Here is a 25,900-nt window from a genome sequence, read left to right as displayed (position 1 = left end):
ACAGACGAGCGCTCAGGCGGCTTCGTTGTCGGACGGCTCACGCTGGCTGACGATGACGAGATCCGCATCGGCGAGGTGGTGGCCGTCATCGGCCTCATTGGCTGCCGCGGATGCCGCCTGTGCGACGAGGCGCGCGGTGATGTCGTCCTTGGCGTCCTTGCCGCTCTTCTCCCAGGCAGGCGCGTTGAGCACGACGATGTCGTCGTCGTGGGCGGCACCGTCGTGATCGGCGGGCACGATCGACGGCGACTTCACTGGGGTGTCGACGATACGCAGGGTGGGGGCCTCGGCTTCGACCGGCTCCGCTGCGGCTGCGGCCGGTTCGTCCTCGGCCATTTCTGCCTGCTCCGGCTCGGGGTGCGCGGCCTCCTCGGCGGGGGCATCGGTGTCGGCGCTCTCAGCGCGGACCACAGCCTCGGCGGCTTCGGCGGGCTGTTCGGCGGCCGCGGCAAGGCCCTCCTTGGCCGGCGCATCATCATGCGGCGCGAGGCCGAGATGCTGCGAGATTTCCTTGATCAGCCTGTCGATCGCCACCAGCACGCGATACTCCGGGATCGAGGCCATGTGCTGCTCGAACCGGTTGCGCGCATATTGCAGCGAATCGATCACGTCGGTGGCGATGGAGGAGCCCGACGCCTCGGTGCCGTGCAGGGCTCCGGCTGCCTTCTCGGTCGAGCTCTCGATCAGCAGGAAGGCCTCGTATTGCGGAATCGATTTGAGCTTCTCGTGATAGTCCTGACGCACGCCGGCGAGCGTGTCGACGATGGTGGCGAACTCTGGCGCGGGCATTTCGACGTCCCCTCAACTTCAGCAAAGAAGATGCGCGGGACGCTACGGACGCACTGATGAACGTTCAATTTCGAACGAATACCGCTATTCGCGGCATGAATAGCCGGCCGTTAAGACCGGACCATCAAAAGCAGGATCGTCCGCACACCGGGCATTAAGCATCCGCCAGACGCGCGCGCGAAGGGCTCAGCCGACAAAATCCTCGGGCCTTAGCTCGATCGGCTTGCCATGCGGGGTGCGATCGGCAGCGTGATCCCAGGCATTGCGGTAACGCGTCAGTGCGTCGGCGGAGGTGACGCCCTTCTCGGCGACGAGCCGCTCGAGCGTCGCGAGCCAGTGCCGGTAATAGGTATCGCCGCAATCGGGATCGCCAGACGCTTGCGCGCGCGAAATCTCGTCGGCGAGCGCAGCCGCCCATTCGGGCCAGGTAAAGAGGCCGCGGGCGTGCAGCGTGACGGCCATCGCGAAGGCGTGGGCTTCCCACGGCTCGCGAAACACGGGCCCGCTGTCGTCGACGGGAATGCCGGGCAGGGCGCGCGTCGCCGCGGCCGCCGCCTCGCGGTCGGGTGTCATCGGGCCGGCTCCAGATAGGGCTCGAAGGCGTCGACCGTGACCTCCAGCAGCGGATCGGGCGCATCGGCCCACAGCTCGGCGCCGCTGAACGACACCGTGTAGAGCCATTGCGGGTCTTCGCCGCCGCCGTGGGCGTTGCTGTCCGGAAACACGTGCACGCCTCTGACCGCCTCGACGCGGCCGAGATGGCCGCGCACGTAGCGCGGCAGCCGCGTATGCGTCGTCGGATGGATGTCCTTGGCGCGGACGCGGTCGCCGACCGCGAACAGCGCCGGCTTCGTCGCCGCGCGCTCGGTCGGGCCGCCGCGACGCAAGGTCGGCGCGACGGCATCGGCGGTGAGGATCTTGGCGACGGGCTTGGCCGGATGCAGCACCTTGCCGGCGACGATCTCATCGGCGTCGACCAGATGCCGCTCCTGCATCAGCCGTTCGATGCCCGCGAGCCAGATCTGGTAGTAGCTCATGCCGAGGTAGTCGTCCGGCGGACGGTTCTCGCGCGCGAAGCGCGACATGTCGATGTTCCAGCCGCCGGGCGTCGCCATCGCCAGCGTCATGGCAAAGGCGCGACGCTCCCATTCGGCGTGGAACACCGGCTCGTTCGGCTCGGGGCGGACCGGACCAAAGCCGGCCACGCCGCCCATGTCATGCGCACCATCCATCAGCGGCCAACCTCGTGCGGTTGCTTCGGCAGGCCGGTGCCGATCATGCTGTCGCGCGTGACGAGCGCGGCGAGCTGATCCTCGCTCCAGCCATCGGTCCCGGCGGGACGGATCGGCAGCACGAAGTAGCGGACCTCGGCCGTCGAATCCCACACCCGGATCTTCGTCGTCGGCGGCAGCTCGAAGCCGAAATCCTTCAGGACGCCGCGCGGATCCTTCACCGCCTTGGCGCGATAGGGCGCCGATTTGTACCAGACCGGCGGCAGGCCGAGCACGGGCCACGGATAGCAGGAGCACAGCGTGCACACGACCATGTTGTGCAGATCCGGCGTGTTCTCGACCGCCACGATGTGCTCGCCCTGGCGGCCGGCATAGCCGAGCTCGCCGATCGCAGGCGTGGCGTCGGCAAGAAGGCGCGCTCGATAGGCCGGATCGGTCCAGGCCCGCGCCACGACCTGCGCGCCGTTGCGGGGACCGACCTTGCTCTCATAGGTCTCGATGAGCACGTCGAGCGCGGCGGGATCGATATACCCCTTCTCGGTCAGGATGCTTTCGAGCGCGCGGACGCGCAGATCGGTCTCGGACAGGTCCGAGTGATCGTGCTGATGGTCGTGATGGTGATCGTGATCCGTCATGACTCAACCATAGGCGTAATCGGGCACCGCTGTCGAGCCGGGGCCACTACGAACCCACGGTGCGAGCAGTCGCGTTTCACTGCCGCCGCAGCCGTGCGGCGGTCACAATGCCGAGCGCGGCGTCCTCGGTCATTGACGCGCCGATTCCGGACGCAGATGTGATCGGGGCCGCTCCATTGCCGCCACCTCGGGCGGTTCAAATCGGAGCCCAGATATGGTTCGTAGTGCTTTCGCCGTTCCGATCGGGCACGATAGCAACAGAGGTTTGAGGTTCATCAATGCCGAACGACGTTTCCCGCCGTGATCTTGCGAAGCTGGCCGGGCTGGCCGCCCTCGGGGCGGCCAATGGCCCGGCGCAAGCGGAGGAGGGCGCGGTGAAGGAGGACATCGGGCGGCGGTTTCCCGCAGATTTCGTGTGGGGGACGGCGACGTCGTCGTACCAGATCGAGGGCGGGGCTACGGCCGATGGCCGCGGGCCGTCGATCTGGGACGTGTTCACGCATTTGCAGGGCAACATCGAGGACGGCAGCACTGGCGACGTCGCCTGTGATCACTACAACCGCTACAAGGACGACGTGCGGCTGATCAAGGAGCTCGGCTGCCGGGCCTATCGGTTCTCGATCGCCTGGCCCCGGCTGTTTCCCGACGGCGGGCTGACGCCCAATCCGAAGGGCCTCGACTTCTACAACCGGCTCGTCGACGAGCTCCTGGCGAACGGCATCACGCCGTACGCAACGCTGTATCATTGGGATCTGCCGCAGGCGCTGCAGGACCGTGTCGGCGGCTGGCTCTCGGCCGACACGGCCAAGGCCTTTGCGCATTATGCGGGCTACGTCGCGCAGCATCTCGGCGACCGTGTCAAGACCATCTTCACCATCAACGAATGCGGCCGCTTCGTCCCGTTCGGCTATGGCCTCGGCGTCGACGCGCCCGGGCTGAAGCTGCCGCAGCAGCAGGTCAACCAGGCGCGCCATCACGTGGCGCTGGCGCACGGTCTCGCCGTCCAGGCCATCCGGGCCGGCGGACGCGCCGGCATGCGCGTCGGCATGGCCGAGAACATCACGGCCTGCCTGCCGGCGATCGACACGCCGGAGAACATCCGCGCCGCCGAGATCGCGACGCGCGAATTGAATGCCGGCTTTCTCAACGTCATCCTCGAGGGGCGCTATACCGAAGGGTTCCTGGCGTGGTCCGGCAAGGACGCGCCGAAGTTCACCGCCGACGAACTGAAGATCATTTCGGCGCCGGTCGATTTCGTCGGCCTCAATATCTACGCGCCGCAAGCCTATGTCGTCGCGTCGGACCGCGCGGCCGGATTCGACGTGCTGCCGATGCCGTCCTCGTTCCCGCACATGAGCTCACCCTGGCTGCTGGTCGGTCCGGAGACGGCCTATTGGGTGCCGAAGCTCGCCGCCAAGATCTGGAATCTCCAGACCATCTACATCACCGAGAACGGCACCTCCTCGGACGACAAGCTGACCGCCGATGGCAAGGTCCACGACCTCGACCGCGTGATGTATCTGCGCAACTATCTCGCCCAGCTGCAGCGCGCAACGTCCGAGGGCGTGCCCGTGAAAGGCTACTTCCTGTGGAGCCTGCTGGACAATTTCGAGTGGGTGTTCGGCTACAAGCAGCGCTTCGGCATCTATCACGTCGACTTCGACACGCAGGTGCGCACGCCCAAGCTCAGCGCGTCGTACTACCATCACGTGATCAGCCGCAACGCCGTGAGCGCGTGAAGCGCCGCGACGCCACCCGGGGTCCAGCCGGACGCAGTCCGCGCCATTCAGGCGGCCAATGTGCCGTCGGCATCCGGCGCATTGAGTGTCGGCACGCCGGCCTTCACGCCGCGATTGCAAATTCATGATGCGGAAAGCACACCTTGTGCGACTCTTTTGCGCGCATGCCGTTTTCGTGGCGAAAGCTGGCTGCAGATGACGTAAACCGGCAATCTGCCGGCCCCTCAAGCGAGTTTTCCAGCATGCAAGTTTCCGTTGTTTGTCCGCCAGCCGTCCGCGCCGGCGTTCTGTTCTGCGTCCTCGGAGTGATCGCTGGCTCCAGCGCCTGGGCTCAGGGAGCCGCGAACGATGCGGCCAAGCCCGCCACGGAGCAGTCTGCCGCGCCGACGGCCGACAAGCCCGCAGAGTCCGAGCCGAAACCCGCGGTCGCTGAAACCAGGCCCGCCGAGCAGCCCTCGGATGCCGCCGGCAAGCCTGCGGCCGAGCCTGAGAAGACGGCCGAGAAGCCCGGCGAGCCAGCCGCTGCGGACGCCAAGCCCGTTCAGGCCACAGACAGCGCGAGCCAGCCGCCGGCGGACAAGGCATCGACTGAAAAAGCCGCGACGGATGCTGCGGCCGAGAGCAAGCCGGCCGAGGCCAAATCCGAGACCAAGGTCGAACCGAACTCCGGCACCGACGTCGGCCAGAAGCCGGCCGTGACCGAGTCGAAACCGGCAGAGCCCACTCCGGCCGTTCAGCCCGCTGCCGTCGCCAAGGACGCGCCCGCATCGGAGAAGGTCGAGGAGAAGGCCGCCGAGAGCAAGCCCGCGGCCACGCCGGAGAAGGCGGCTGCGAAGCAGAACACCGCAACCACGTCAGCCAAGCCCGAACGGCACGGCCAAGCGCATCAACATGCCGAGGACGACGCCAAGCGCGAGCACCGCGCCCGCAAGCCCAAGAGCGAACCGAAGAGCGACATGAAGCGGGAGGCGAAGAGGCGGGGTGTGAACTGCAGGAGCTTCCGCACCTATGACGCGGAGAAGGGCACCTATCGGGGCTACGACGGGCGCGTTCACACCTGCTCGTAAGGACCGATCGGCGAGTGCGCTCATCGGCGGCGGCCAAGACCGCCACCGATCGCCGCTGCCGATCACACCATCAACGCGGCATCGGCGGCTGAATGCCCGAGGTGTTGCGGGTAAAGAGTGTCCCGAACGTCGAGCCCTGCGGCTGCGCCGGCTGCGGACGGGCCATTCCCGTCGTGGTCCGCTGCTGCGGCGTCACGATGATCTGCTGGGGCGGGCCCGGGGGGACCGCAGTGCCGCGTGCCTGCACCGCCTGGTTCGTCATCCGCGACACCAGTCGCATCAGCTGATCCTGGCCGGCCTGCAGTTGCTCGATGGCGCGGGTGTGATCGCGGCTGGCCTGATCCTGCGTCGACTTGATCTGCTCGATGCCCTGCTGCAGCTCGGCGATGTCGCGCGCCATCCTCTGCATCAACGTTCCCGGCTCACGGGCGCCGGTGGTGTCTTCCGCTCCCCTCAGTGAGGCATTCGACATCATGGCATCCTCGCTGCCCTGCTGGACCGACGCCTCATCCTGCGACGCTTCGCTGGCGCCCGGCATCCAGCGGTCCATCAGCGAGGTGCCGGCGTCGCGCTGCGACCAGGCGACGGAGCCACCGACCAGCACGACCAACAGAGCGAGACCAACGGCGTTGCGCCCGCGCAGCTTGCCGAGCGGCGCCTTCATCCGCGCCCAGCGGCCGGCCCCGCTGCCCGTCGCCTCGCTCGTGCTCGCCGCCGCAGCAGCATCCGCCGCCACACCCGGCTTCTCGATCGCCGCGAGCCGCGTATCGATCCGGGTCAGCACCTCGCGCAGCACCCGTCGGTACAGTTGATCGTAGCTTGCCTTCTCGGGCTTCTCCGGGGCGAGGCCGATCTCGCTCTGATCAATCTGTTGCACGTTCTGTGTGGACTGCATTGCTGATCCCCAAACCCCTTAGCCCGCCGCCGACGCCGCTGTTCTCTTTGAATTTTCAAACGTGACTCGACCCGCCGCTTTGGCCGAAAGCAAGACAGCGTCGTGACGAGGAGGGGGCCTTTTCGGACCATCTCTCCCTCGCTGCAGCGCCAGCAGATCGCTTCGAGAGGCCTGAATCCGCCTTTGGTTGCGCACCGCCGAGCCTTCGAGGTACTATCCGACCGATGTTTTTGGGGATTGGGGCCGGTGCAAAGCTTGATTGTCATTGCGCGCGCAGTGGTGTGCGCAGCGTTCGTAGTCCTTGCCGCTCACGTGCAGGCCGCGCCAGCGGATGAGGCCACGCGCAAGGCTGAATTGATGGCGGCCTGGCAGGCGGCGAGCCAGGCGGGCAGCGACGGACCAAGCGACATCGTGCTGATCGATCAGGGCACGCTGAAGCTGCCGGCCGACTACTTCTACGTGCCGAAGAGCGAAGGCCTGCGGGTCCTACGCGCGCTCGGCAACGTCGTCAACGACGCGACCTTCGTCGGGCTGGTCGTCGGCAGACGCCAGAACGACGATTGGATGGTGGTCATCAAGCACATCAAGGACGGCTACATCAAAGACGACGACGCCAAGAACTGGAACGCGGACGATCTCCTGAGCAACCTTCGCGCCGGCGCCGAGGAGGCGAACAAGGACCGTGCGGCGCGCGGATTTCCGGAAATGGCCGTCGTCGGCTGGGTCGAGCCGCCGGCCTACGATGCCACGACGCATCGTCTCGTCTGGTCGCTGCTCGCGAAGGAGAAGGGCCAGCCCGACGATGCGCCGAAGAACGTCAACTACAACACCTACGCGCTCGGGCGTGACGGCTATTTCAGCCTGAACCTCCTGTCCGGCTCGGAGCGGATCGCGGGGGACAAGGCGGTGGCGCACGAACTGCTGTCCGATCTCTCCTACAATGCCGGCAAGCGCTATGAGGATTTCAGCGCGAGCACGGATCGGATCGCCGAATATGGATTGCTTGCGCTGGTCGGCGGCGTTGCCGCGAAGAAGCTCGGGCTGCTGGCGCTGGCCGGTGCGTTCGTCCTGAAGTTCGCCAAGATCATCATCTTCGCCGTCGTCGGCGCCGCGGCTGCGGTCATGAACTTCTTGCGCCGCAAGCGGCGCGGCGACAACGCGGGCGGGCCGGCGTGAAGGCTCTCCTGCTGATCCTGTTCTCCGGCCTGAAATGGGGGAAGCTCGCCATGAGCGGCGGCACGATGCTGCTGTCGCTGGTCGTCTATGCCGGCATCTGGGGCTGGCGCTATGCGGCCGGCTTCATTGCGCTCCTGTTTGCCCATGAGATGGGACACTACATCGCCGCACGCCAGCGCGGCCTCGACGTCGGGGCTCCCGCCTTCATCCCGTTCGTTGGCGCCTGGATCGCGCTCAAGGAGCAGCCGGTCGACGTCGAGACGGAAGCCTATGTGGCACTCGCCGGTCCGCTGGTCGGGACCGCCGCCGCGCTTGCGGTCTATCTGTGGGCGCGATCGGACGACAGCAATCTGCTGCTTGCGATCGCCTATTCCGGTCTGTTCCTCAACCTGTTCAACCTGCTGCCGATCTCGCCGCTGGACGGCGGCCGCGTCACCAGCGTGCTGAGTCCGCGCATCTGGCTGCTTGGCGTTCCCATGCTGCTGACCTTGATGCTCTATCGGCCGAGCCCGATGCTGATCATCATCGCCATCCTCGCAGCCCCGCAACTGATGAAGGCCTGGCGCTACGATCCCGGCGCGCCCGAGAACGTCGCCTATTACGGTACGACGCTGCAGACCAAGCTCGAATATGCCGGGACTTATCTCGCGCTGGCGGCGCTCCTCGCCGTCATGACCTACGACGTGCACGAGATGCTTGGGCACTTGCGTCAGCTTGGCTGAGTGCTGTTGAGGTCGCCGCTTCAGTTGAGAAGCTTCATGTAGGTCAAGGCGCCGCCTCGTCGTGAGGACATGGGCCTTCCTCAGCGTCCGAGGTCGCCGACTTCTCCGACCTCATCCGCGACGTGCTGCTGGTCGATCACAACGTCAAGAGCGTGTCGGCGCTGGTCGATCGCGTGCTCGCGATGTATCTCGGCAAGAGGATCGCCGAGGGCAGGGCGACCGAGGGTGATGCAGGACGAGACCGTGCGCCGCGTCTATCTCGGCGGCGCGCTGGTCGCAGCCTTGCCGGCGGCCCGGCGGTGCAGATCGCGCGATCCGGCATCGTGCTGGATCATGCCAAGATCGTCTGGGAAGGCCCGCCTGAACGCTTCGAGGCGGAGGCTGCGGCGGACTATCTCTGAGGGACAGGAGCAGGGGTCCCAGCTCCCTGCCCGGATCTCATTCGTTCGGAGCTACGGGAAACGGGGCGGGCGCGCCTGGGGCGGCCGGGGCGCGAGGCGCGCCGCTGCGCCGACGGTCGTCGGTTCGGTCTTCGCAGCGCGGAACGCACGCGCGAGCTGGTCCTGGCTCGCCTGCAGCTGTTCGATCGCCCTGGCGTGATCGCGGTTGGCCTGCTCCTGGCTGGCCTTGAGCTCCTGAAACCCGCTCTGCAGTTCGGCGACATCATGCGCGATCTTCTCGATCAGCGGCGCGACGTCCCGGTCGGGAGCGGGCGGCATGTCATGCTCCGGCGTTGCCTCCGCCATCGCGGAGGATGGATCGCTGGAGCGCGTTGATACTGATGTTGATACTGATGCTGATGATGTCTCGGGTGTCGGCGAAACGGATGGTGATGGCGAGGAAGGGGCCGTCTCTGCCGTCTCGGCCGCGCTCGATCCGCTCGCCGCCGTCTCCGGTGACCCGGCCGGATTCGCCGTCTGAGCGTTCTCACGCCGGATGGATTGAACCGCCGCCTCGATCCGGTCGGTGACGGAGGTGATGGTCTCAGTATGGTCCCGCGCCAGGGTGACGGCAGCGCCGACGAGCCCGGCTGACGCTATCAGCGTGATCATCGCCCGCAATACGGGCCGGCGCCGGGCCGGAGGAGGCGTTTCAACGGGCTCGCTGCCTGCAGCGGGGTCAGCAGCCTCGACTGCATCAGCGGCGGCCTGGGCCTCGATGGCGGCGATCCGCTGGTCGATACGTGCGCGCACCTCGGCCAGCACCCGCTGATAGATCTCCTCGCAGATATCGTCGTCGGGCGGCAGCGCGACATCACCCGGATCAACTTCCTTCGGCGTCGACTGAACTGGCATGTCTTCGGGTCCCATTCGCGATACGCCCGTGCCCAATCCTGAAGGATGCGCTTTTGACCTCTGGGCTTTGACCAAACGAAGACTGCGGGGTGACAAGGCGGGGGCGATTTCGCACAGGCGCCGACGTGCGCTGGGCGGGCCGTTGTGCGGCTTCTCACGTCAGGAGCCGCCCATAGCCAATTCGCATAAGGTATATTATGGAATATTTATATGATTAGGGAATTCAGAGACTTGCGGCCAACACCTCAAACTCTGCCGTAGCACCGAGCCTGCAGCCCGCGTCGCGAGCACGACCATCGCCGCTCGCCATTGGCGCCTGAAACCCGCGCCAAGGCGCCCGCAGCGAACGCCGCATATTGCTGCTGCGGCTCATCGCTGCAATAAGCGCTGATGACGCTGCTGACGTCGCGGGATTCGGACCGCGCCATCATGCGGCGACTGGATGCAACAAGAAGAAGCTTCTCAGGGAGAAACGAGCATGAGCCTGTCACGACGCGCGCTGCTGAAGGCCTCCGCAGCGTCAGCCGTACTGGGTGGGATCGCGGCGCCGCATGTGGCGCGCGCCCAGAGCGCCGAATTCACCTACAAGTACGCCAACAACCTGCCCGACACCCATCCGCTCAACGTTCGTGCCAAGGAGATGGCGGCGGCGATCAAGGCCGAGACCAACGGCAAGTTCGACCTGCAGATCTTCCCGAACAACCAGCTCGGATCCGACACGGACATGCTGAGCCAGATCCGCTCCGGCGGCGTCGAGTTCTTCACGCTGTCCGGGCTGATCCTGGCGACCCTGGTGCCGGCGGCCTCGATCAACGGCATCGGCTTCGCGTTCCCGGACTACGACACGGTCTGGAAGGCCATGGACGGCGATCTCGGCGCTTACGTGCGCGGCCAGATCAACAAGGCCGGCCTGGTGGTGATGGACAAGATCTGGGACAACGGCTTCCGCCAGACGACCTCGTCGACCAAGCCGATCAATGGGCCCGACGACCTCAAGGGCTTCAAGATCCGCGTGCCGGTATCGCCGCTGTGGACCTCGATGTTCAAGGCATTCGAGGCGGCGCCCGCCTCGATCAATTTCAGCGAGGTCTATTCGGCGCTGCAGACCAAGGTGGTCGAGGGTCAGGAAAACCCGCTGGCGATCATCTCGACCGCCAAGCTCTACGAGGTGCAGAAATACTGCTCGCTGACCAACCACATGTGGGACGGCTTCTGGTTCCTGGCGAACCGCCGCGCCTGGGAGGCCGTGCCGGCCGACATGCGCGCCATCGTCGCCAAGCACATCAATGCGGCCGCCGTGAAGGAGCGTGAGGACGTCGCCAAGCTCAATGCCGGCCTGCAAGCGGAGCTCGCCTCGAAGGGCCTGACCTTCAATCAGCCCAACGTCGCGCCGTTCCGCGACAAGCTGCGCTCCGCCGGCTTCTATGCCGAGTGGAAGGGCAAATACGGCGATGAAGCCTGGGCGCTCTTGGAAAAGGCCGTCGGCAAGCTGTCCTGACGGGTTGATGGCCGAAGGCGCGTTCGGGTGACGTCATGGCGCATGCCGAGTTCACGGAAATCGCGATCAGCGAGGTGGTCATCGAGACCCCTCGCCGCCGGTCCTGGCTCGATGGCTTGGATGCCTTGCTGGGTCTCCTGGTCGAGATCCCAGCCGCGCTGCTGGTCGTGGCCGAGATCGTCATCCTGTTCGCGGGCGTCGTGGCGCGCTACGGCCTGCACCGGCCGCTGATCTGGTCGGACGAGCTGGCTTCGATCCTGTTCCTGTGGCTCGCGATGCTCGGCGCCGCGGTGGCGTTCCGCCGCGGCGAGCACATGCGGATGACGGCAATGGTGGCGCGCGCCAGCCCCAGCTTGCGCGCCTATCTCGATCTGGTCGCCACTGCCGCGGCGCTGGCGTTCCTGGTCATGATCGCCTGGCCGTCCTGGGAGTACGCCTACGAGGAAAGCTTCATCACGACGCCGGCGCTGCAGATCGAAAACATCTGGCGCGCCGCCGCGCTGCCGGTCGGCATCGGACTGATGGCGCTGTTCGCCCTCATCCGTCTCGCCCGCGCGGCCAGCCTCAAGATGATGCTGCTGGCTGTCGTCTCTATCGCAGCCATCATCGCGCTGTTCTGGGTGGCGCAGCCGGCGCTGAAGCCGCTCGGCAACATCAACCTCGTGATCTTCTTCGTCGGCGTGGTCGGCCTGTGCGTGTTCGCCGGCGTGCCGATTGCTTTCGCGTTCGGGCTCGCCATCTTCGGCTATTTGGCGCTGACGACGCGCACGCCGCTGATGGTGCTGGTCGGGCGCATGGACGAGGGCATGAGCCACTTGATCCTGCTGTCGGTGCCGCTGTTCGTCTTTCTCGGATTGCTGATCGAGATGACCGGCATGGCCCGCGCCATGGTCGCGTTCCTGGCGAGCCTCTTGGGTCACGTCCGCGGCGGGCTGCATTACGTGCTGGTCGGCGCGATGTATCTCGTCTCGGGCATTTCCGGCGCCAAGGCGGCCGACATGGCCGCGGTCGCGCCCGTGCTGTTTCCGGAGATGAAGGCGCGCGGCGCCCGTCCCGGCGATCTCGTCGCCCTGCTCGCCGCCACCGGCGCGCAGACCGAGACCATTCCGCCGAGCCTGGTTCTGATCACGATCGGCTCCGTCACCGGCGTGTCGATCGCGGCGCTGTTCACCGGCGGCCTGCTGCCGGGCGTCGTGCTCGCAATCACGCTGTGCGCGCTGGTGTGGTGGCGCTACCGCAACGAGGACATGAGCGGCGTCCGCCGCGCGACGGGAGCCGAGATCAGCAAGGCCTTCATCGTCTCGCTCCCTGCCCTGGCCCTGCCCTTCGTGATCCGCGCTGCCGTCGTCGAGGGCGTCGCGACGGCGACGGAGGTCTCTACCATCGGCATCGTCTATGGCGTGCTGGCGGGCCTGCTGGTCTATCGCCGCTTCGACTGGCGCCGCCTGATGCCGATGCTGATTGAGACGGCCGCTCTCTCCGGCGCCATCCTGCTGATCATCGGGACTGCGACCGGCGTGGCCTGGGGCCTGACGCAGTCCGGCTTCTCGCGCGCGCTGGCCTCCGCCATGACCGGGCTACCGGGCGGCCCGGCGACGTTCATCGCGGTCTCGATCGTCGCCTTCACGATCCTGGGCAGCGTGCTCGAGGGCATTCCGGCGATCGTGCTGTTCGGCCCGCTGCTGTTTCCGATCGCGCGTGCCGTCGGCGTGCACGAGGTGCATTATGCCATGGTGATCATCCTGGCGATGGGAATTGGCCTGTTCGCACCGCCGTTCGGAGTCGGATATTACGCCGCCTGCGCGATCGGCCGGGTCGATCCCGCCGAGGGCATCCGTCCGATCTGGGGCTACCTGCTGGCGCTTCTCATCGGCCTCATCATCGTTGCGATTTTTCCGTGGATTTCGATCGGGTTCCTGTAAACTCTTCAGATGACGAGGGAGGGTGGTGATGAGCACGAACCAGTATCAGCTCGGTCTGGACAAGACGCCGGCCAACTACGTGCCGCTGACCCCGCTCAGCTTCCTGGCCCGCAGCGCGGCCGTCTATCCCGACCACGTCAGCACGGTCTATGAAGGCCGCAGCTTCACCTGGCGCCAGACCTATGACCGCTGCCGGCGCTTCGCGTCGTACCTCGCGGGCCGCGGCATCGGCGTTGGCGACACGGTGGCGGCGATGCTGCCGAACATCCCGGCGATGAACGACGTCCATTTCGCCGTGCCGATGGCCGGCGCCGTGCTCAACACGCTCAACATCCGCCTCGATGCGGCGGCGATCGCGTTCCAGCTCGATCACGGGCAGGCGAAGATCATCCTGGTCGATCCGGAATTCTCAGGTGTGATCAGCGAAGCGCTGAAGCTGATGAGCGGCGCAAAGCCGTTCGTGATCGACGTCGACGACGCCTCCTATGCCGGCGGCAGCCGCATCGGCGAGATCGAGTACGAAGCCGCCGTCGCCTCGGGCGATCCGCTGTTCGAGCCGCGCCGTCCGGCGGACGAATGGGACGCGATCGCGATGAGCTACACCTCGGGCACCACAGGCAATCCCAAGGGCGTCGTCACCCATCACCGCGGTGCCTATCTGAACGCTGTCAGCAACATTCTCGCGGGCGGGCTCGGCCAGCATCCGGTCTATCTCTGGACCCTGCCGATGTTCCACTGCAACGGCTGGTGCTTCCCCTGGACCATGGCCGCCGCGGCCGGCGTCAATGTCTGCCTGCGCAAGGTCGAGCCGACCAGGATCTTCGAGCTGATCAAAACCCACGGCGTCACTCACATGTGCGGCGCGCCGATCGTCTACAACGTGCTGATCAATGCGCCCGACGCGCCCAAGGGCAAGCGGGAGAAGCCCGTCGTCGGCCTGATCGCCGGTGCCGCGCCGCCGGTCGCGGTGCTCGAAGGCGCCGAGAGCATCGGCATCAAGCTGACGCATGTCTACGGCCTGACCGAGGTCTACGGCCCCGCCTCCGTCTGCGCCGAGCAGCCCGGCTGGGACGACCTGCCCGCGTCCGAGCGCGCGCGGCTGAAGCGGCGCCAGGGCGTGCCCTATCCCTTGCAGGAAGCCGTCACCGTGCTCAATCCGGAGACGATGCAGGAGGTGCCGCGCGATGGCGAGACCATCGGCGAGGTCATGTTCCGCGGCAACATCGTCATGAAGGGCTATCTCAAGAACGAGAAGGCGACGCAGGAAGCTTTCGCCGGCGGCTGGTTTCACACCGGCGATCTCGGCGTGCTCGACGAGCACGGCTACGTCATCATCAAGGACCGCTCCAAGGACATCATCATCTCCGGCGGCGAGAACATCTCCTCCGTCGAGGTCGAGGACATCCTCTACAAGCACCCCGCCGTGCTGTTCGCCGCCGTCGTCGCCAAGCCCGATCCAAAATGGGGCGAAGTGCCCTGCGCCTTCGTCGAGCTGAAGGATGGCGCCGAGGCGACCGAAGCCGAGATCATCGCCTATTGCCGCAGCCACATGTCCGGCTTCAAGACGCCCAAGGTCGTGGTGTTCGGCCCGATCCCGAAGACATCGACGGGCAAGATCCAGAAATTCCTGCTGCGCAATCAGATCGACTCGGCCAAGGCGATCTCGGCGTAAGCCAAGGACATGCGCATGAGCGAGGCGCACGCGTGCGCCATGCTCATGCGGTCTCCGGCAGGGTGGTGTCTTCGTTGCCTCTGCGATACTCGAGAATGTCACCGGGCTGGCAGCGCAGCACCTCACAGATCCGCGCAAGGGTGTCGAAACGCACGCCCTTCACCCGGCCCGATTTCAAGAGCGAGACGTTCTGCTCGGTGATACCGATGCGTTCGGCGAGCTCCTTGGATCGCATCTTGCGGCGCGCCAGCATGACGTCGAGATTGACGATGATCGGCATCACGCCTCACACGATGCTGGCGTTCTCTTCGGCGATCCGGGTCGCCTCAGCCATGACCCAGGCGACGGCGAGCAGCACGCTGCCAACGATCAGCGCGATGTAGTCGTTGACCGAGAGCGCGATACCGAGTTGCCGGCTGCCAGGCGGATTGCTGATGGTGAAGGCGATCAGCAGGGCCGTCGACGACAGCGGACCAAGCAAGGCCTGCGCCAGGACCGTGACGGCGAAATCGCGCAAGCGGCGCGCTGTCGCCAGCGTGAAAACCATCCCTTCCGCAAAATCCAGGAACAGGGCTCTCACCCGCCACAACCCGTACAGCATCACGCCGACCGGAATCGCAGTCACCGCCGCGCCCAAAAGCACGCGATCCGGCGTGGTTTGCAGCTCCGCGCCAGCCGTGCCGAGGCGCGCCAGGAGCAGACCTCTCGTCCACTCCGGAATCATAAAGACGAGACACGTCGCGGCGGCGATCAAGACGATGCCGAGCCCCGTGATCCAGGCCATTACCCGGGAGAAGTGGCGCAGGCGACGGGATTGATCCGCACGGTCCACCATGACGAGCCTCCTATTGACCAGTGAATAATTTATCGTATTACGATAATTAATGACTGTCAAACGAAGGCTCCTCCTCATGCCCATGCATCCCTTCAAGCGGCTCGTTCTGGCCATCGGACTAACGTTGAGCGCTGTTGGTTGTGGCCATATGCCGGTGACCTCAATGGTCAAGCTGGCCCGGGTCGATTTCCAGACCAGCGACCCCGCACAGCTGCGCGCGGCCGTGAGACTGCCCACGAGTCTGCGGCCGCTGCCAGGTGGCGTGGTGCTGAGGATTGCCGTGAAACGCGGGCGCGGCGCGGAACAGCAGCGGGACTTCGTGCTGCGGGAAATTCCGGATCCCCCGGCTCTGGCGCAGGAGGCCGGAGCCGGCACGCGCATCTACGCCTACCGCCTCGAGGAGGCCGACACGGCGCGTCTACAGTCTTTTCGCGCCGAGCTGATGGCGGAAAAGAACTCTGCCGGTGGCGGATCGATCACGATCTCGGTCGCCCCGAAGGCCTGCACCACCGTAGCGCTGCCGGCTGGCCCCATCAACTTCACGACCTATCTGAGGACATCGGAGACCATCGACTATGTTACGCTGGCACGTGACGTCGATCTGCGCTCGATTGCTCCTGATCAGGCCGTGGTCGATGGCATTCCGCGCTGCCCCACCTGAGCTCGCTACGCGTCTCGTGTCTTCTCCGCGTAATATTGCGGCGCCTCGCGGCGGTCGTACATGCCGTAGTCGCGGGTGACCTCGACGATACGGATGTTGTCGGCACCCGGCTCGGTGAGTAATTGTTTGCTCAGCGCAAGGCCGGTGGCCTCGTCCGGCAGCTCGACGAGATGCGCGAAGCGGCCCTCGCGATAGACGCTCGAGAAGCTCGCGACCGGCAGGTCGGTCACGCTGCCCAACTGCGGCCTCGCCGTCTCGACGGCCAGCACATACGTCGGCGCACGCCGCTTCGGATCATTGTAGGTGCCTCGCCGCTCCGGCTGCCAGGCCGCCTGCCCTGGCTTCACCTCGTGGACCAACTCGGCGATACGCAGGCGATAGTCCGAGAACACCTTGTCGCGGCCGAGGGTCTGGATGTCGTGATGATGGGCGTGGACGCGCCAGGCGGTCATGGCGCCCTCGTCCTGCCAGATCTGATAGGAGAGGATAAGATTGTCACGCGACAGGCTCCTGAAGCGGTCAAGGAACAGGCAGCCGCCGAGCGCATCGAGCTCGGGCCGCAGCGCCGCGGCGAGTTGCAGATATTGGTCGAGCCGACCTGGCTTGACCTCGACCTCGAAGAACAGCGACAGCATGGCAAGGCTGCTCCTTGTTAGTTCGCGAACATGATAGTCGCTGCGTAGGGTGGGCAAAGCGGCGCCGTCAGGCGCCGCGTGCCCACCGTCGGGCGGCGGACTCAAGAAGCAAGATGGTGGGCACGGCGCCATCGCAATCCCGCATGGGGAGAGAGCGCGGCCGCGCCTTTGCCCACCCTACGAATCCAGCTCCAGCCGCATCCCGTCATACGCCGGCACCACGCCCGCCGGCAGGCTCTGGCGCAGCACCTCGTAGTCGAGATCGGCGGTCATGTTGGTGATGACGGCGCGCTTCGGCTTGAAGCGCTCGATCCAGGCGAGCGCGTCGTTGACCGAGAAATGGCTCGGATGCGAGGCAGGGCGCAGGCCGTCGACGATCCAGAGGTCGAGATCCTCCAGCGCGCCCCAGCTCTCCTCGGGGATGTCGTTGAGGTCCGGCGTGTAGGCGGCATCGCCGATGCGATAGCCGAGCGCGGGGATGTTGCCGTGCTGGACCAGGAACGCCGTCAGCTTCAGCTCGCCGCCCTTGCCTTCCACCGCCTGGGTCTCGCCGGCTTCGATCGCATGCTGCGTCAGGATCGGCGGATAGTCGCTGCCCGGTGGCGAGATGAAGCAATAGGAGAACCGGTGCATGATGTCCTTGGCGGTCGACTGGTTCAGATAGACCGGAATGCGCCGCCGCTGATGCATCACCACCGAGCGCAGATCGTCGATGCCATGGGTCTGGTCGGCATGCTCATGCGTCAGGAACACCGCGTCGATGTGATCGACCTCGGTGTCGATCAGCTGCTCGCGCAGATCGGGCGAGGTGTCGATCACGACGCGGGTGACGCCATGCGCGCCGCGGCGCTCGGCCAGTAGCGAGCAGCGCCGCCTGCGGTTCCTGGGATTGTTCGGATCGCAGGCGCCCCACCCGAGCGCCGGGCGCGGCACGCCCGCGGAGGAGCCGCAGCCGAGGATGGTGAGCGTCAGAGTCATGCAGCCTCCTTTGGCCGCGGCACCTTGGAGAACAGCTTGAAGAAGGTCTCGGTGGTCTGGCGCGAGAACTCCTCAAGCGAGACGCCGCGCGCTTCTGCCAGCACCTTCGCGGTCTCGACGACGTAGGCGGGCTCGTTGCGCTTGCCGCGAAACTTGCCGGGCGCCAGATATGGCGCATCGGTCTCGACCATGATGCGGTCGGCGGGCACCTCGGCGGCGAGCGCGCGCAATGCCTCGGACTTCTTGAACGTCACGATGCCCGTGAACGAGATGTGCAGTCCGAGATCGATCGCCTTCATCGCCAGCTCACGCCCGCCGGTGTAGCAATGCAGCACGGCCTTGAAAGGTCCGCGCGCCATTTCCTCGTCGAGGATGCGGCCGCACTGCTCGTCGGCCTCCCGGGTGTGGATCACCAGCGGCAGGCCGGTGGCGCGCGCCGCCGCGATGTGCGCGCGAAAACCACGCTCCTGGGCGTCCTTAGAGCCGTGGTCGTAGAAATTGTCGAGTCCGGCCTCGCCGAGCGCGACCACCTTGGGATGGCGCGTCAGCGCGATCAGCTCCTCGGCCGGAATGCCGTCCTCCTCGTCCGCGTTGTGCGGATGGGTGCCAACCGAGCAGAAGACGTTGTCGAACCGCTCGGCGATGGCGAGCAGCTCAGGAAGCCGCCGCACCCGCGTCGAGATCGTCACCATGCGGCCAACGCCGGCGGCGGCGGCACGCGTGACGATGCCATCCAGATCCTCGGCGAAATCCGGAAAGTCCAGATGGCAATGGCTGTCGACCAGCATCACGCCGCCGTCGGCTCGATGTAGCGCGGGAACACCGCCTGGGGCGCCGGCAGCTGCGTCCCGGCCGCAATCCTGACCTCGCCGCCGAGCTGCGCGAAATTCCGTTCGTCCTCAGGGATGCCGAGGCTGTCGAGCAGCTTTGCCGACGCTGCCGGCATCACCGGCTGGGTCAGGATCGCGACCTGACGGATCACCTCGGCGGTGACATAGAGCACCGTGTGCTGGCGCGGCGGATCGGTCTTCGCCAGTGCCCAGGGCGCCTCACCCGCGAAATAGCGGTTGGCCTCGGCCACGACCGACCAGACCGCATTGAGCCATTGGTGGATCTGCTGCGTCGCCATGGCTTTCCGTGCGGCGCCGATCATCGCGTCGGCCTCCGCCAGGATCGCCTTGTCGTTGGCCGAGAACTCGCCGGGCTCCGGCAGCTGGCCTCCGAGCTGCTTTGCGATCATCGACAGCGAGCGCTGCGCGAGGTTGCCGAGGTCGTTGGCGAGATCGGCGTTGATGCGCGCGACGATCGCCTCGTGATTGTAGTTGCCGTCCTGGCCGAACGGCACCTCGCGCAGGAAGAAGTAGCGGAGCTGGTCGACGCCATACTGGTCGGCGAGGTTGAACGGGTCGACGACGTTGCCGACCGATTTCGACATCTTCTCGCCCCTGTTGAACAGGAAGCCGTGCGCATAGACCCGCTTCGGCACCGGCACGCCGGCCGACATCAGGAACGCCGGCCAGTACACCGCATGGAAGCGGATGATGTCCTTGCCGATGACGTGCACGTCGGCCGGCCAGTATTTCCAGTTCGCATCGCTCTCGTCGGGAAAGCCGACGCCGGTGATGTAGTTGGTCAGCGCGTCGACCCACACATACATCACGTGCTCGTCGTCATGCGGCACCCGGACGCCCCAATCGAACGTCGTGCGCGAGATCGACAGGTCCTTCAGCCCGCCCTTGACGAAGCTGATGATCTCGTTGCGCCGCGCGTCCGGCCCGATGAAATCGGGCTGGCTCTCATACAGCGCCAGCAGCTTCTCCTGATAGGCCGACAGGCGGAAGAAATAGCTCTTCTCCTCGACCCATTCGACCGGCGTCCCCTGCGGTCCGCGGCGGACGTTGTCCTCGCCGACGACGGTCTCGTCCTCGGCGTAATAGGCCTCGTCGCGTACCGAGTACCAACCGGCATAGCTGTCGGCATAGATGTCGCCATTCTCGCGCATGCGGTTCCAGATCGCCTGGACGGAGCGATGATGCGCGGGCTCGGTGGTGCGGATGAAGCGGTCGAACGAGACGTTCAGTCGCTCGTCCATGTCGCGGAAGCGGCAGGCGTTGCGGGTCGCCAGCTCCGATGGCGTCAGCCCCTCGTTCTGCGCGGTCTGCACCATCTTCAGCCCGTGCTCGTCGGTGCCGGTCAGGAAGTACACGTCCTTGCCGTCGAGCCGCGCAAAGCGCGCGATGGCGTCGGTCGCGATCGCCTCATAGGCGTGGCCGATATGCGGGTTGCCGTTGGGATAGGCGATCGCTGTCGTGACGTAGAAGGTGTTCTTGTCGACGGGAGCTGCGGCGATCTGCGCTACGACCTCGTCGATCTCGACGACCACGGCCTCGACCTTCGGCTTGCGCGGTGCCTTCGGCTTCGCGGCGCGTGGCGGCTTCGGCGCTTCAACGATGGCCGGCGCGACCTTCTTCGGTGCAGCCGGCTGTTTCGGAGCGGCGGGCTTCTTCGCTGCCGAAGGCTTGTTCGTTGCTGCCGCGGGCTTGGCGGCCGTCTTCTTGACCGGCGGTGGTGCAGGCCTGGCCGCAGCCTTCTTCGCCGGCACCTTCACGGCCTTCTTGGCGGCGCTCTTGGTTGCTTTCGCTTTCGGCGCCTTGCTCTTGGCTTTCGCAGGCGCCGTCTTGGACGTGGCGGTCTTTTTCTTGGCGTCCTTGTCCTTCTTCGCTTTCGCCGCCTTCGCCTTGGCCGCGCTGGCCTTGCCCTTCGCGGGCGCCTTGGCGGCAGCCTTCTTCGCGGCGCTCTTGCCCGCGGGCTTGCCCTTCTTCACGGTGGTCTTGTTGGCCTTCGCCACGGCAAATTCCTCTTTGACGACGTCGGTCGACGGATTGATCCTGATGATCCCGGGATGATGGTCGGCGCGGTTACCGCGTGGCTTCGGCGAGCATCCCGAACACCGAGAAAACCAGCGGTTTTCGCTCCAGATTATAGGATTCGGTGTCGCGCGCGGCGCGGACGATCTTTTCCCATACCTCCGCCAGCCGTGCAAGGCGCGGCAGTTCCGCGTTGGGATCTGCGGCACGCAGCCGCTCCGCCACCCAGCGCTCGATGCTGTCGAGGAAGCTCGCCAGCGCGACGCGGTCGCTGGTGCCGAGCGCATCGCCCAGGGCATGCAGCTCGCCCGGGTCGATCCGGGGCAGGCTCGCGAGCAGCGCGGCGGTCCGGGTCTGCAGCTGCAGCCCGTCGCCGCCCAACAGCATCAGGGTCCGCGCGACGCTGCCCTCGGAAGCCCTGGCGGCCTCGCGCAGCGCCGGATCGGCTCCGTCCATTCCGCTGGCCTCGGCCGCGGCGCTGACGACGTCGTCGGTCGACAACGCCCGCAGCGCCAGCCGGCGGCAGCGCGATTTGATGGTGGCGAGCACCCGTGCCGGCGCGTGGCTGACCAGCAGGAACAGCGACTGCTGCGGCGGCTCCTCGAGGATCTTGAGCAGCGCGTTGGCGGCGTTGGGATTGAGCTCGTCGACGGTGTCGACGATGCACACCCGCCAGCCCTCGACCGCCGCCGTCGAGCCGAAGAACGAGATCGTCTCGCGGGTCTCGTCCACGGTGATGACGGTGCGCAGCACGCCCTTGTCGTTGGCCGAGCGCTCCAAGGTGAGCAGCCCGCCATGAGCCTCGGAGGCGATCAGGCGCGCGACGTGGTCCTCCGCATCGACGTACAACGAATCGGCAGCACGCACCTCGGCGGTGGTGGGATCGCGGTGGGCCAGCACGAAGCGCGCCATGCGGTAGGCCAAGGTGGCCTTGCCGATGCCTTGTGGGCCGCCGATCAGCCAGGCATGCGCCATCCGTCCGCTGCGGTAGGCGGAAAGCAGCGCCGCCTCGGCGTCGCGATGCCCGAACAAGGCGGTGGTTTCGCGTGGATGGCGGACCGCGATCTCCGGCTCGACCTTGCGTGCGCTCATGACGCCGCCGCCACTTCCGTGAACAGGCGCTCGCGCACGGCGTCCCAAACGAGCTGCGAGACCGTTTCCGCGCTCGCCGTCGCGTCGATCAGCACGCAGCGCCGGGGATCCTCGGCGGCGATCTTGTGAAAGGCGTCGCGCAGCCCCTTGTGGAACTTGATGTCCTCGCCTTCGAACCGGTCCGGGGTTCCGGCGCCGCGCCGCGCCCCGGCACGCTTGAGACCGATCTCGACGGGAACATCGAGGATGAGGGTCAGATCCGGCTTGAGGTCGCCGATCGTGACCCGCTGCATCGCATTGAGCACGTCCGGCGCAACCTTGCCTTGGCTGCCCTGGTAGGCCCGGGTCGAATCGAAGAAGCGATCGCACAGCACCCAGCTGCCCTGGTTCAGGGCCGGCAGAATCACGTTGCGCACATGGTCGTCGCGAGCGGCGGCAAACAGCAGCGTCTCGGCCTCCGGGCCCAGCAGCCTGCCCATGCCCGACAGCACGAGGTGGCGCATGATCTCCGCGCCCGGTGAGCCCCCGGGCTCGCGGGTCAGGACCAGGCGCACACCCTCTTTCTGCAGATGGTCCGCCAGCATCTTGATCTGCGTCGATTTTCCGGCGCCCTCGCCGCCCTCGAAGGTGACGAATCGGCCGCGGCCAGGACCACGTTTCAAAGCTGCTTCCGCCATGTCTCTAGAGCTTCTCGGCCCCGGCGCGGAACATCCCGATCACGAGCTCGCTGACCCCATCGATCGCACGCCGCATCGTGGACCCCTTGCCCACCGCTTCCGCAGCATAGACAGGGGCCTCCATGGCGATATTGGGGCCGCGCCAAACCCTGACAACCCCGACCTTCTGCCGGGGCTCGACGGGAGCCCTGACCGGGCCACTGTAGACGATGCGGGCGATCAGCTTGTCGCCGCCGTTCCTCTGCACCATGACCTTGACCGGCACCGGGCTCGACAGCTTGACCGAGCGGCTCTCGCCGCCGAACACCTTGGCGTAGCCGATCGGCTGCTCCGCGGCGAACAGGGTGCGGGTCTCGAAATTGCGGAAGCCCCATTCCAGCATCTTCTTGGCCTCGGTGGCGCGGTCCTCGGAATCCTCCAGGCCATTGACGACCACGATCAGCCGCGTGCTGTTCTGCACGGCCGAGCCGACCATGCCATAGCCGCCTTCCTTGGTGTAGCCGGTCTTGAGGCCGTCGGCGCCCTCCATCGCGTTCAGCAGCGGGTTGCGGTTCTGCTGCCGGATCTTGTTCCAGGTGAACTCCTTCTCGCCGAAGATCTTATAGAACTCCGGGAAATCCAGGATGATGTGCCGGGCGAGCATGGCAAGCTCACGAACCGTCATCTTGTTGCCGGGGTCCGGCAGCCCGTTGGAATTGGCGAAGGTCGATTTGGTGAGGCCTAGCTCGCGCGCCCGCTTGGTCATGTAGTCGGCGGCGAAGATCTTCTCGTTGCCGGCCATGCCCTCGGCGAGCGCGATGCAGGCGTCGTTGCCGCTCTGGATGATGGCGCCGTGCAGGAGGTCGCTCACCGACACCTTGCTGTTGAGCGCGGCGAACATCGTCGAGGTGCCGGAGGGCGCTCCGCCCCGGCGCCAGGCATTCTCGCTGATGCGGTATTCGTCATTGAGCTTGATCGTGCCCTCCTTGACGGCGTTGAACACCACCTCGGCGGTCATCAGCTTCATCATGCTGGAGGGTGCGCGCAGCTCGTCCGCGTTCTTCTCGAACAGAACACTGCCGCTGTTGGCCTCGATCAGGATCGCGGTCGGCGCATCGCCGTCGAAGCCGCCATCCTCCTTGCGCGCGCCCTGGACGCTCTGGTTGGCAGCGAAAAGCGCACCGCTCCAGCCGACGGCAACCGCCACGGCCAAGGCGATGAGCGCACGCGTCGTCCGTCCGGACGTGAAACCGGCGCGACGCAGCGGTAAGGTCATGAAATCCATCGGCTAAGCTCTGGAGCGCACTGGGAATCTAGCAGCTGCGGGGGGCGCAAACAACTCGGCAATCCCGCGGATCAGACCGCTCTCCCGTGGATTTGCACGGCCTTTCGCGCGGTGCGATACGTCCTGGGCCGGCAATCAAAGTCGAGCAATCAAGGGGGAAACGGTGTCATCGACGCGGATCATCAAGGCCAACGGAATCGAGCTGTTCGTACGCGAACAGGGCGAAGGCCCGCTTGTCGTGCTGTGCCACGGCTGGCCCGAACTGTCATATTCGTGGCGGCACCAGATCCCTGCCCTTGCCGCTGCGGGCTATCGGGTCGTGGCGCCCGACATGCGCGGGTTCGGCCGCTCGCAGGCGCCTGACCACATCGGCGCCTACACCATCTTCGACGCGGTCGGAGACGTGGTCGGACTGGTCGGGGCGCTCGGCGAGCGCCAGGCCGTCATCATCGGCCACGACTGGGGCGCGCCGGTCGCCTGGCATGCGGCGCTGTTCCGACCGGACCTGTTCAGGGCCGTTGCCGGACTGAGCGTGCCGCCGCCGTTCCGCGGCCGCAGCCGGCCGCTCGAGACGCTCCGCGCCGGCGGCATCGAGAATTTCTACTGGCAGCATTTTCAAACGCCCGGCGCGGCCGAGGCCGAGCTCGAGCGCGACGTGGCGCTGACGATGCGCGCGATGCTGGCGCGCGGCTTCTCCGATCCGCAGTCGCTGTTCGTCGCACTGGACAAAGGCTTTCTCGGCGACGTGACGCCGGATCTCGCTCTGCCGGCGTGGCTCAGCGAGGCCGATCTCGCGGAGTTTATCGCGGCCTATCGCGCCTCCGGCTTTCGCGGCGGCCTGAACTGGTACCGCAACATCGATCGCAACTGGGAGCTCACCGCGCCGTGGCAGGACGCGCAGATCCGCCAGCCGTCGCTGTTCATCGCCGGCAGCGAGGACGCGGTCGTGACCGGGATCATCGGTGCCAAGCGCGTTCAGGAGATGACGCGCGTGCTGCCGGATCTCCGGCGCAAGCTGATCATCGACGGCGCCGGGCACTGGATCCAGCAGGAATGCGCTGCCGAGGTGAATGCGGCGCTGATTGCGTTCCTGCGCGAGGTGGCTCCTGCTCGCTAGCACGCGAGCGACCGCTCCATCGTGCGATGCGACGCCGTCGCCTCGTCCGCGACGTCGCGGAAGCCAAGCCGGACGTAGAACCTTATCGCGTCCTCATTCGTCGTCGCGACCGCGAGCGAGAGCACCTCGGCACCCTGCTCCCGTGCCGCCGTGGCGACCGCCTGCATGATCTCGCGTCCGACACCCGCGTTGCGCGCGCCCGGCAGCAGCGCGAGATCGACCACGTGCCATCTCTGCGCCGCGCGGTCGAGCAGCAGCCGCCCGACCGTCGCGCCGTCACGGAGGATAATCAGCGATTGCGCCGCGGGACACTGCGCCGCATGGCCCTCGACCTGTGCGCGATATTGCTGCGCCAGCACGAGGTCGAGCATCGCAGGCGGCAAGCCGGCTGCGGCAAGTTGCGCGCCTTTGACGGATTTGAACAGATTGTGCAGGAACGGCTCGTCGGCGGCCTCGGCAAGCCGCAGCCGCAATCGGGCGTCGCGTGAGACTATCTCGGATTCGATCGTCGTCACGCCGACCGAGCTCACCGGTCAGGAGTTGTTGAACGACGGGTAGATGCCGGCATAGGCGATGCACCAGATCAGCGCCTGGGTCGGCTGCGTGTTGTCATGGGGAATGCCCTGCCCGGTCAACGTCATGGCGTTCGGTGCGAGCGTGGTGGTGCTCGGCAGCGGCACGAAACCATTGAAGATGGGATCGACGGCGGCCATGGTCCCGGCCGTTCCCGGACCAGGCGCCGCATTTGCGGCCGTCTTGCTCCCCAACTGCAGACCGTGGGTGTGCGCCGCCATCTCACTGGTGATCAGGCCGACCGTGCTGCTCCCGATCGATTCGCCGATCACGCGTGGCTGAAGGCCCGGACCGTCGCCTTGACTGTTGGTGATGCAGCCGCTGAGGTTGGGCAGTTGAAAATTGCTGGTCCCATTGCCGCCGAAGGCGGTGCCGATCAACGCGAACAGGGGTGTGAATCGCTGGATCGGCACCAACTGGCCGAAGCATGGCAGCCAAGCCTGGTTGAAGCCCTGAGCGGCAAAGGTAAACGGGAAGGCCTGGATTTCGCCGATATACGGGTCCGACACGTGGTCTCTCCTCAAATCCAGTGAAGCGTGAAATCTGCCGACGCGCGTAG

27 protein-coding genes and 1 pseudogene are annotated in these 25,900 nt (G+C 66.3%); 10 read left to right on the top strand and 18 right to left on the bottom strand.

All coding sequences use genetic code 11. From position 1 onward, the window contains the following. Nucleotides 1–12: 12 nt before the first annotated feature. From QX126_RS06205 to nthA, 4 genes are all read right to left on the bottom strand, one after another. A complete protein-coding gene (locus QX126_RS06205) occupies nt 13–789 on the bottom strand; it encodes a hypothetical protein (RefSeq protein WP_315779956.1) in 777 nt (258 codons plus the stop codon). A 186-nt stretch (nt 790–975) separates the two neighbouring features. Continuing rightward, nucleotides 976–1,362, bottom strand: coding sequence for a nitrile hydratase accessory protein (locus QX126_RS06200; protein ID WP_315779954.1), 387 nt, complete (start codon nt 1,360–1,362; stop codon nt 976–978). Continuing rightward, on the bottom strand, nt 1,359–2,021 hold the full coding sequence (gene nthB, locus QX126_RS06195) for a nitrile hydratase subunit beta (protein WP_315779952.1): 663 nt from the start codon (nt 2,019–2,021) through the stop codon (nt 1,359–1,361). Before nthB ends, QX126_RS06200 begins: the two co-directional genes overlap by 4 nt. After that, on the bottom strand, nt 2,021–2,656 hold the full coding sequence (nthA, locus tag QX126_RS06190; RefSeq protein ID WP_315779950.1) for a nitrile hydratase subunit alpha: 636 nt from the start codon (nt 2,654–2,656) through the stop codon (nt 2,021–2,023). The genes nthB and nthA overlap by 1 nt, the downstream gene beginning before the upstream one ends. 278 nt (nt 2,657–2,934) lie before the next feature. Here nthA and QX126_RS06185 point away from each other — a divergent pair, with 278 nt between their 5' ends. Continuing rightward, complete coding sequence (locus QX126_RS06185; protein WP_315779948.1) at nt 2,935–4,395, top strand: GH1 family beta-glucosidase; 1,461 nt, start codon at nt 2,935–2,937, stop codon at nt 4,393–4,395. 103 nt (nt 4,396–4,498) lie between these two features. On the opposite strand, the gene QX126_RS06180 is transcribed toward QX126_RS06185, so the two are convergent. Beyond that, nucleotides 4,499–4,639 (bottom strand): hypothetical protein, encoded by a 141-nt coding sequence (locus QX126_RS06180; protein WP_315737998.1) that lies wholly within the window; start codon nt 4,637–4,639, stop codon nt 4,499–4,501. On the opposite strand from QX126_RS06180, the gene QX126_RS06175 reads away from it, so the two are divergent. Continuing rightward, the gene (locus QX126_RS06175; protein WP_315779947.1) at nt 4,638–5,462 is read left to right on the top strand and encodes a hypothetical protein; all 825 of its coding nucleotides are present in this window, start codon (nt 4,638–4,640) and stop codon (nt 5,460–5,462) included. The two genes, QX126_RS06180 and QX126_RS06175, sit on opposite strands and share 2 nt — an antisense overlap. 70 nt (nt 5,463–5,532) lie before the next feature. Here QX126_RS06175 and QX126_RS06170 read toward each other — a convergent pair whose 3' ends face one another. Then, entirely contained in the window at nt 5,533–6,357 is an 825-nt protein-coding gene (locus QX126_RS06170; RefSeq protein WP_315779945.1) for a hypothetical protein, read from the bottom strand. Between the two features lie 246 nt (nt 6,358–6,603). Between QX126_RS06170 and QX126_RS06165 the strand changes: the two genes are divergently transcribed. The 3 genes and pseudogenes from QX126_RS06165 to QX126_RS06155 all read left to right on the top strand — a co-directional run. Continuing rightward, on the top strand, nt 6,604–7,533 hold the full coding sequence (locus tag QX126_RS06165; RefSeq protein WP_315779943.1) for a DUF2167 domain-containing protein: 930 nt from the start codon (nt 6,604–6,606) through the stop codon (nt 7,531–7,533). Continuing rightward, nucleotides 7,530–8,255, top strand: coding sequence for a site-2 protease family protein (locus tag QX126_RS06160; RefSeq protein ID WP_315770706.1), 726 nt, complete (start codon nt 7,530–7,532; stop codon nt 8,253–8,255). The genes QX126_RS06165 and QX126_RS06160 overlap by 4 nt, the downstream gene beginning before the upstream one ends. An 80-nt stretch (nt 8,256–8,335) precedes the next feature. Then, nucleotides 8,336–8,534 (top strand): annotated as a pseudogene (locus QX126_RS06155) (ABC transporter ATP-binding protein); the annotation flags it as partial. 173 nt (nt 8,535–8,707) lie between these two features. On the opposite strand, the gene QX126_RS06150 reads toward QX126_RS06155, so the two are convergent. Next, nucleotides 8,708–9,646: a hypothetical protein gene (locus QX126_RS06150; RefSeq protein ID WP_315779941.1), complete on the bottom strand. Its 939-nt coding sequence runs from the start codon at nt 9,644–9,646 to the stop codon at nt 8,708–8,710. Nucleotides 9,647–10,028: 382 nt separating this feature from the next. Here QX126_RS06150 and QX126_RS06145 point away from each other — a divergent pair, with 382 nt between their 5' ends. Genes QX126_RS06145 through QX126_RS06135 form a run of 3 tightly spaced genes read left to right on the top strand, consistent with a single transcriptional unit; the run spans nt 10,029 to nt 14,642 of the window. Next, a complete protein-coding gene (locus tag QX126_RS06145) occupies nt 10,029–11,048 on the top strand; it encodes a TRAP transporter substrate-binding protein (protein ID WP_315779938.1) in 1,020 nt (339 codons plus the stop codon). Nucleotides 11,049–11,083: 35 nt separating this feature from the next. After that, entirely contained in the window at nt 11,084–12,970 is a 1,887-nt protein-coding gene (locus QX126_RS06140) for a TRAP transporter large permease subunit (protein WP_315779936.1), read from the top strand. A gap of 28 nt (nt 12,971–12,998) precedes the next feature. After that, nucleotides 12,999–14,642 carry an acyl-CoA synthetase gene (locus QX126_RS06135; RefSeq protein WP_315779934.1) on the top strand — a complete coding sequence of 548 codons (1,644 nt, stop codon included), beginning with the start codon at nt 12,999–13,001 and terminating at the stop codon, nt 14,640–14,642. A 43-nt stretch (nt 14,643–14,685) separates the two neighbouring features. Here QX126_RS06135 and QX126_RS06130 read toward each other — a convergent pair whose 3' ends face one another. Continuing rightward, nucleotides 14,686–14,922 (bottom strand): helix-turn-helix transcriptional regulator, encoded by a 237-nt coding sequence (locus QX126_RS06130; protein WP_315779932.1) that lies wholly within the window; start codon nt 14,920–14,922, stop codon nt 14,686–14,688. 6 nt (nt 14,923–14,928) lie between these two features. Beyond that, nucleotides 14,929–15,477 (bottom strand): DUF2975 domain-containing protein, encoded by a 549-nt coding sequence (locus tag QX126_RS06125; RefSeq protein WP_315779930.1) that lies wholly within the window; start codon nt 15,475–15,477, stop codon nt 14,929–14,931. A gap of 76 nt (nt 15,478–15,553) precedes the next feature. Between QX126_RS06125 and QX126_RS06120 the strand changes: the two genes are divergently transcribed. Further along, nucleotides 15,554–16,138: a hypothetical protein gene (locus tag QX126_RS06120; protein ID WP_315737985.1), complete on the top strand. Its 585-nt coding sequence runs from the start codon at nt 15,554–15,556 to the stop codon at nt 16,136–16,138. A 5-nt stretch (nt 16,139–16,143) separates the two neighbouring features. Here the strand turns inward: QX126_RS06120 and QX126_RS06115 are convergent, their stop codons facing one another. The 7 genes from QX126_RS06115 to QX126_RS06085 form a co-directional block, all read right to left on the bottom strand. Then, entirely contained in the window at nt 16,144–16,773 is a 630-nt protein-coding gene (locus QX126_RS06115) for an antibiotic biosynthesis monooxygenase family protein (protein ID WP_315779928.1), read from the bottom strand. 177 nt (nt 16,774–16,950) lie between these two features. Further along, nucleotides 16,951–17,751 carry an MBL fold metallo-hydrolase gene (locus QX126_RS06110; RefSeq protein WP_315779926.1) on the bottom strand — a complete coding sequence of 267 codons (801 nt, stop codon included), beginning with the start codon at nt 17,749–17,751 and terminating at the stop codon, nt 16,951–16,953. Beyond that, nucleotides 17,748–18,539 (bottom strand): TatD family hydrolase, encoded by a 792-nt coding sequence (locus QX126_RS06105; RefSeq protein WP_315779924.1) that lies wholly within the window; start codon nt 18,537–18,539, stop codon nt 17,748–17,750. The genes QX126_RS06110 and QX126_RS06105 overlap by 4 nt, the downstream gene beginning before the upstream one ends. Then, on the bottom strand, nt 18,539–20,599 hold the full coding sequence (metG, locus tag QX126_RS06100) for a methionine--tRNA ligase (RefSeq protein ID WP_315779922.1): 2,061 nt from the start codon (nt 20,597–20,599) through the stop codon (nt 18,539–18,541). Before metG ends, QX126_RS06105 begins: the two co-directional genes overlap by 1 nt. A 70-nt stretch (nt 20,600–20,669) precedes the next feature. Next, entirely contained in the window at nt 20,670–21,710 is a 1,041-nt protein-coding gene (locus QX126_RS06095) for a DNA polymerase III subunit delta' (RefSeq protein WP_315779921.1), read from the bottom strand. Continuing rightward, entirely contained in the window at nt 21,707–22,387 is a 681-nt protein-coding gene (tmk, locus tag QX126_RS06090; RefSeq protein WP_315779918.1) for a dTMP kinase, read from the bottom strand. The genes QX126_RS06095 and tmk overlap by 4 nt, the downstream gene beginning before the upstream one ends. Before the next feature lie 4 nt (nt 22,388–22,391). Further along, nucleotides 22,392–23,651, bottom strand: a complete 1,260-nt coding sequence (locus QX126_RS06085; RefSeq protein WP_315779916.1) for a D-alanyl-D-alanine carboxypeptidase family protein — start codon at nt 23,649–23,651, stop codon at nt 22,392–22,394. 163 nt (nt 23,652–23,814) lie between these two features. Here QX126_RS06085 and QX126_RS06080 point away from each other — a divergent pair, with 163 nt between their 5' ends. Beyond that, a complete protein-coding gene (locus QX126_RS06080) occupies nt 23,815–24,768 on the top strand; it encodes an alpha/beta hydrolase (RefSeq protein ID WP_315779913.1) in 954 nt (317 codons plus the stop codon). Here QX126_RS06080 and QX126_RS06075 read toward each other — a convergent pair. Next, entirely contained in the window at nt 24,765–25,283 is a 519-nt protein-coding gene (locus QX126_RS06075) for a GNAT family N-acetyltransferase (protein ID WP_315779911.1), read from the bottom strand. The genes QX126_RS06080 and QX126_RS06075 overlap by 4 nt on opposite strands. 18 nt (nt 25,284–25,301) lie before the next feature. Then, entirely contained in the window at nt 25,302–25,850 is a 549-nt protein-coding gene (locus QX126_RS06070) for a phage tail protein (protein ID WP_315779909.1), read from the bottom strand. Between the last annotated feature and the right edge of the window lie 50 nt (nt 25,851–25,900).

It is taken from the genome of Bradyrhizobium sp. SZCCHNPS1003, assembly GCF_032381555.1.
In the GTDB taxonomy this organism is placed as follows: Bacteria; Pseudomonadota; Alphaproteobacteria; order Rhizobiales; family Xanthobacteraceae; genus Bradyrhizobium.
Note: the sequence above shows the minus strand (reverse complement) of the source record. Positions and strands in the feature narration are given on the sequence as shown.

Excerpts from the sequence above, each read along its gene's own strand:
- QX126_RS06110 (WP_315779926.1), bottom strand. The coding sequence starts at position 17,751 with ATGACTCTGACGCTCACCATCCTCGGCTGCGGCTCCTCCGCGGGCGTG.
- nthB (WP_315779952.1), bottom strand. The coding sequence starts at position 2,021 with ATGGATGGTGCGCATGACATGGGCGGCGTGGCCGGCTTTGGTCCGGTC.
- tmk (WP_315779918.1), bottom strand. The coding sequence starts at position 22,387 with ATGGCGGAAGCAGCTTTGAAACGTGGTCCTGGCCGCGGCCGATTCGTC.
- QX126_RS06145 (WP_315779938.1), top strand. The coding sequence starts at position 10,029 with ATGAGCCTGTCACGACGCGCGCTGCTGAAGGCCTCCGCAGCGTCAGCC.
- nthA (WP_315779950.1), bottom strand. The coding sequence starts at position 2,656 with ATGACGGATCACGATCACCATCACGACCATCAGCACGATCACTCGGAC.
- QX126_RS06130 (WP_315779932.1), bottom strand. The coding sequence starts at position 14,922 with ATGCCGATCATCGTCAATCTCGACGTCATGCTGGCGCGCCGCAAGATG.
- QX126_RS06175 (WP_315779947.1), top strand. The coding sequence starts at position 4,638 with ATGCAAGTTTCCGTTGTTTGTCCGCCAGCCGTCCGCGCCGGCGTTCTG.
- QX126_RS06105 (WP_315779924.1), bottom strand. The coding sequence starts at position 18,539 with ATGCTGGTCGACAGCCATTGCCATCTGGACTTTCCGGATTTCGCCGAG.
- QX126_RS06115 (WP_315779928.1), bottom strand. The coding sequence starts at position 16,773 with ATGCTGTCGCTGTTCTTCGAGGTCGAGGTCAAGCCAGGTCGGCTCGAC.
- QX126_RS06170 (WP_315779945.1), bottom strand. The coding sequence starts at position 6,357 with ATGCAGTCCACACAGAACGTGCAACAGATTGATCAGAGCGAGATCGGC.
- QX126_RS06125 (WP_315779930.1), bottom strand. The coding sequence starts at position 15,477 with ATGGTGGACCGTGCGGATCAATCCCGTCGCCTGCGCCACTTCTCCCGG.
- QX126_RS06180 (WP_315737998.1), bottom strand. The coding sequence starts at position 4,639 with ATGCTGGAAAACTCGCTTGAGGGGCCGGCAGATTGCCGGTTTACGTCA.
- QX126_RS06135 (WP_315779934.1), top strand. The coding sequence starts at position 12,999 with ATGAGCACGAACCAGTATCAGCTCGGTCTGGACAAGACGCCGGCCAAC.
- QX126_RS06205 (WP_315779956.1), bottom strand. The coding sequence starts at position 789 with ATGCCCGCGCCAGAGTTCGCCACCATCGTCGACACGCTCGCCGGCGTG.
- QX126_RS06095 (WP_315779921.1), bottom strand. The coding sequence starts at position 21,710 with ATGAGCGCACGCAAGGTCGAGCCGGAGATCGCGGTCCGCCATCCACGC.
- QX126_RS06200 (WP_315779954.1), bottom strand. The coding sequence starts at position 1,362 with ATGACACCCGACCGCGAGGCGGCGGCCGCGGCGACGCGCGCCCTGCCC.
- QX126_RS06140 (WP_315779936.1), top strand. The coding sequence starts at position 11,084 with ATGGCGCATGCCGAGTTCACGGAAATCGCGATCAGCGAGGTGGTCATC.
- QX126_RS06185 (WP_315779948.1), top strand. The coding sequence starts at position 2,935 with ATGCCGAACGACGTTTCCCGCCGTGATCTTGCGAAGCTGGCCGGGCTG.
- QX126_RS06085 (WP_315779916.1), bottom strand. The coding sequence starts at position 23,651 with ATGGATTTCATGACCTTACCGCTGCGTCGCGCCGGTTTCACGTCCGGA.
- QX126_RS06120 (WP_315737985.1), top strand. The coding sequence starts at position 15,554 with ATGCCCATGCATCCCTTCAAGCGGCTCGTTCTGGCCATCGGACTAACG.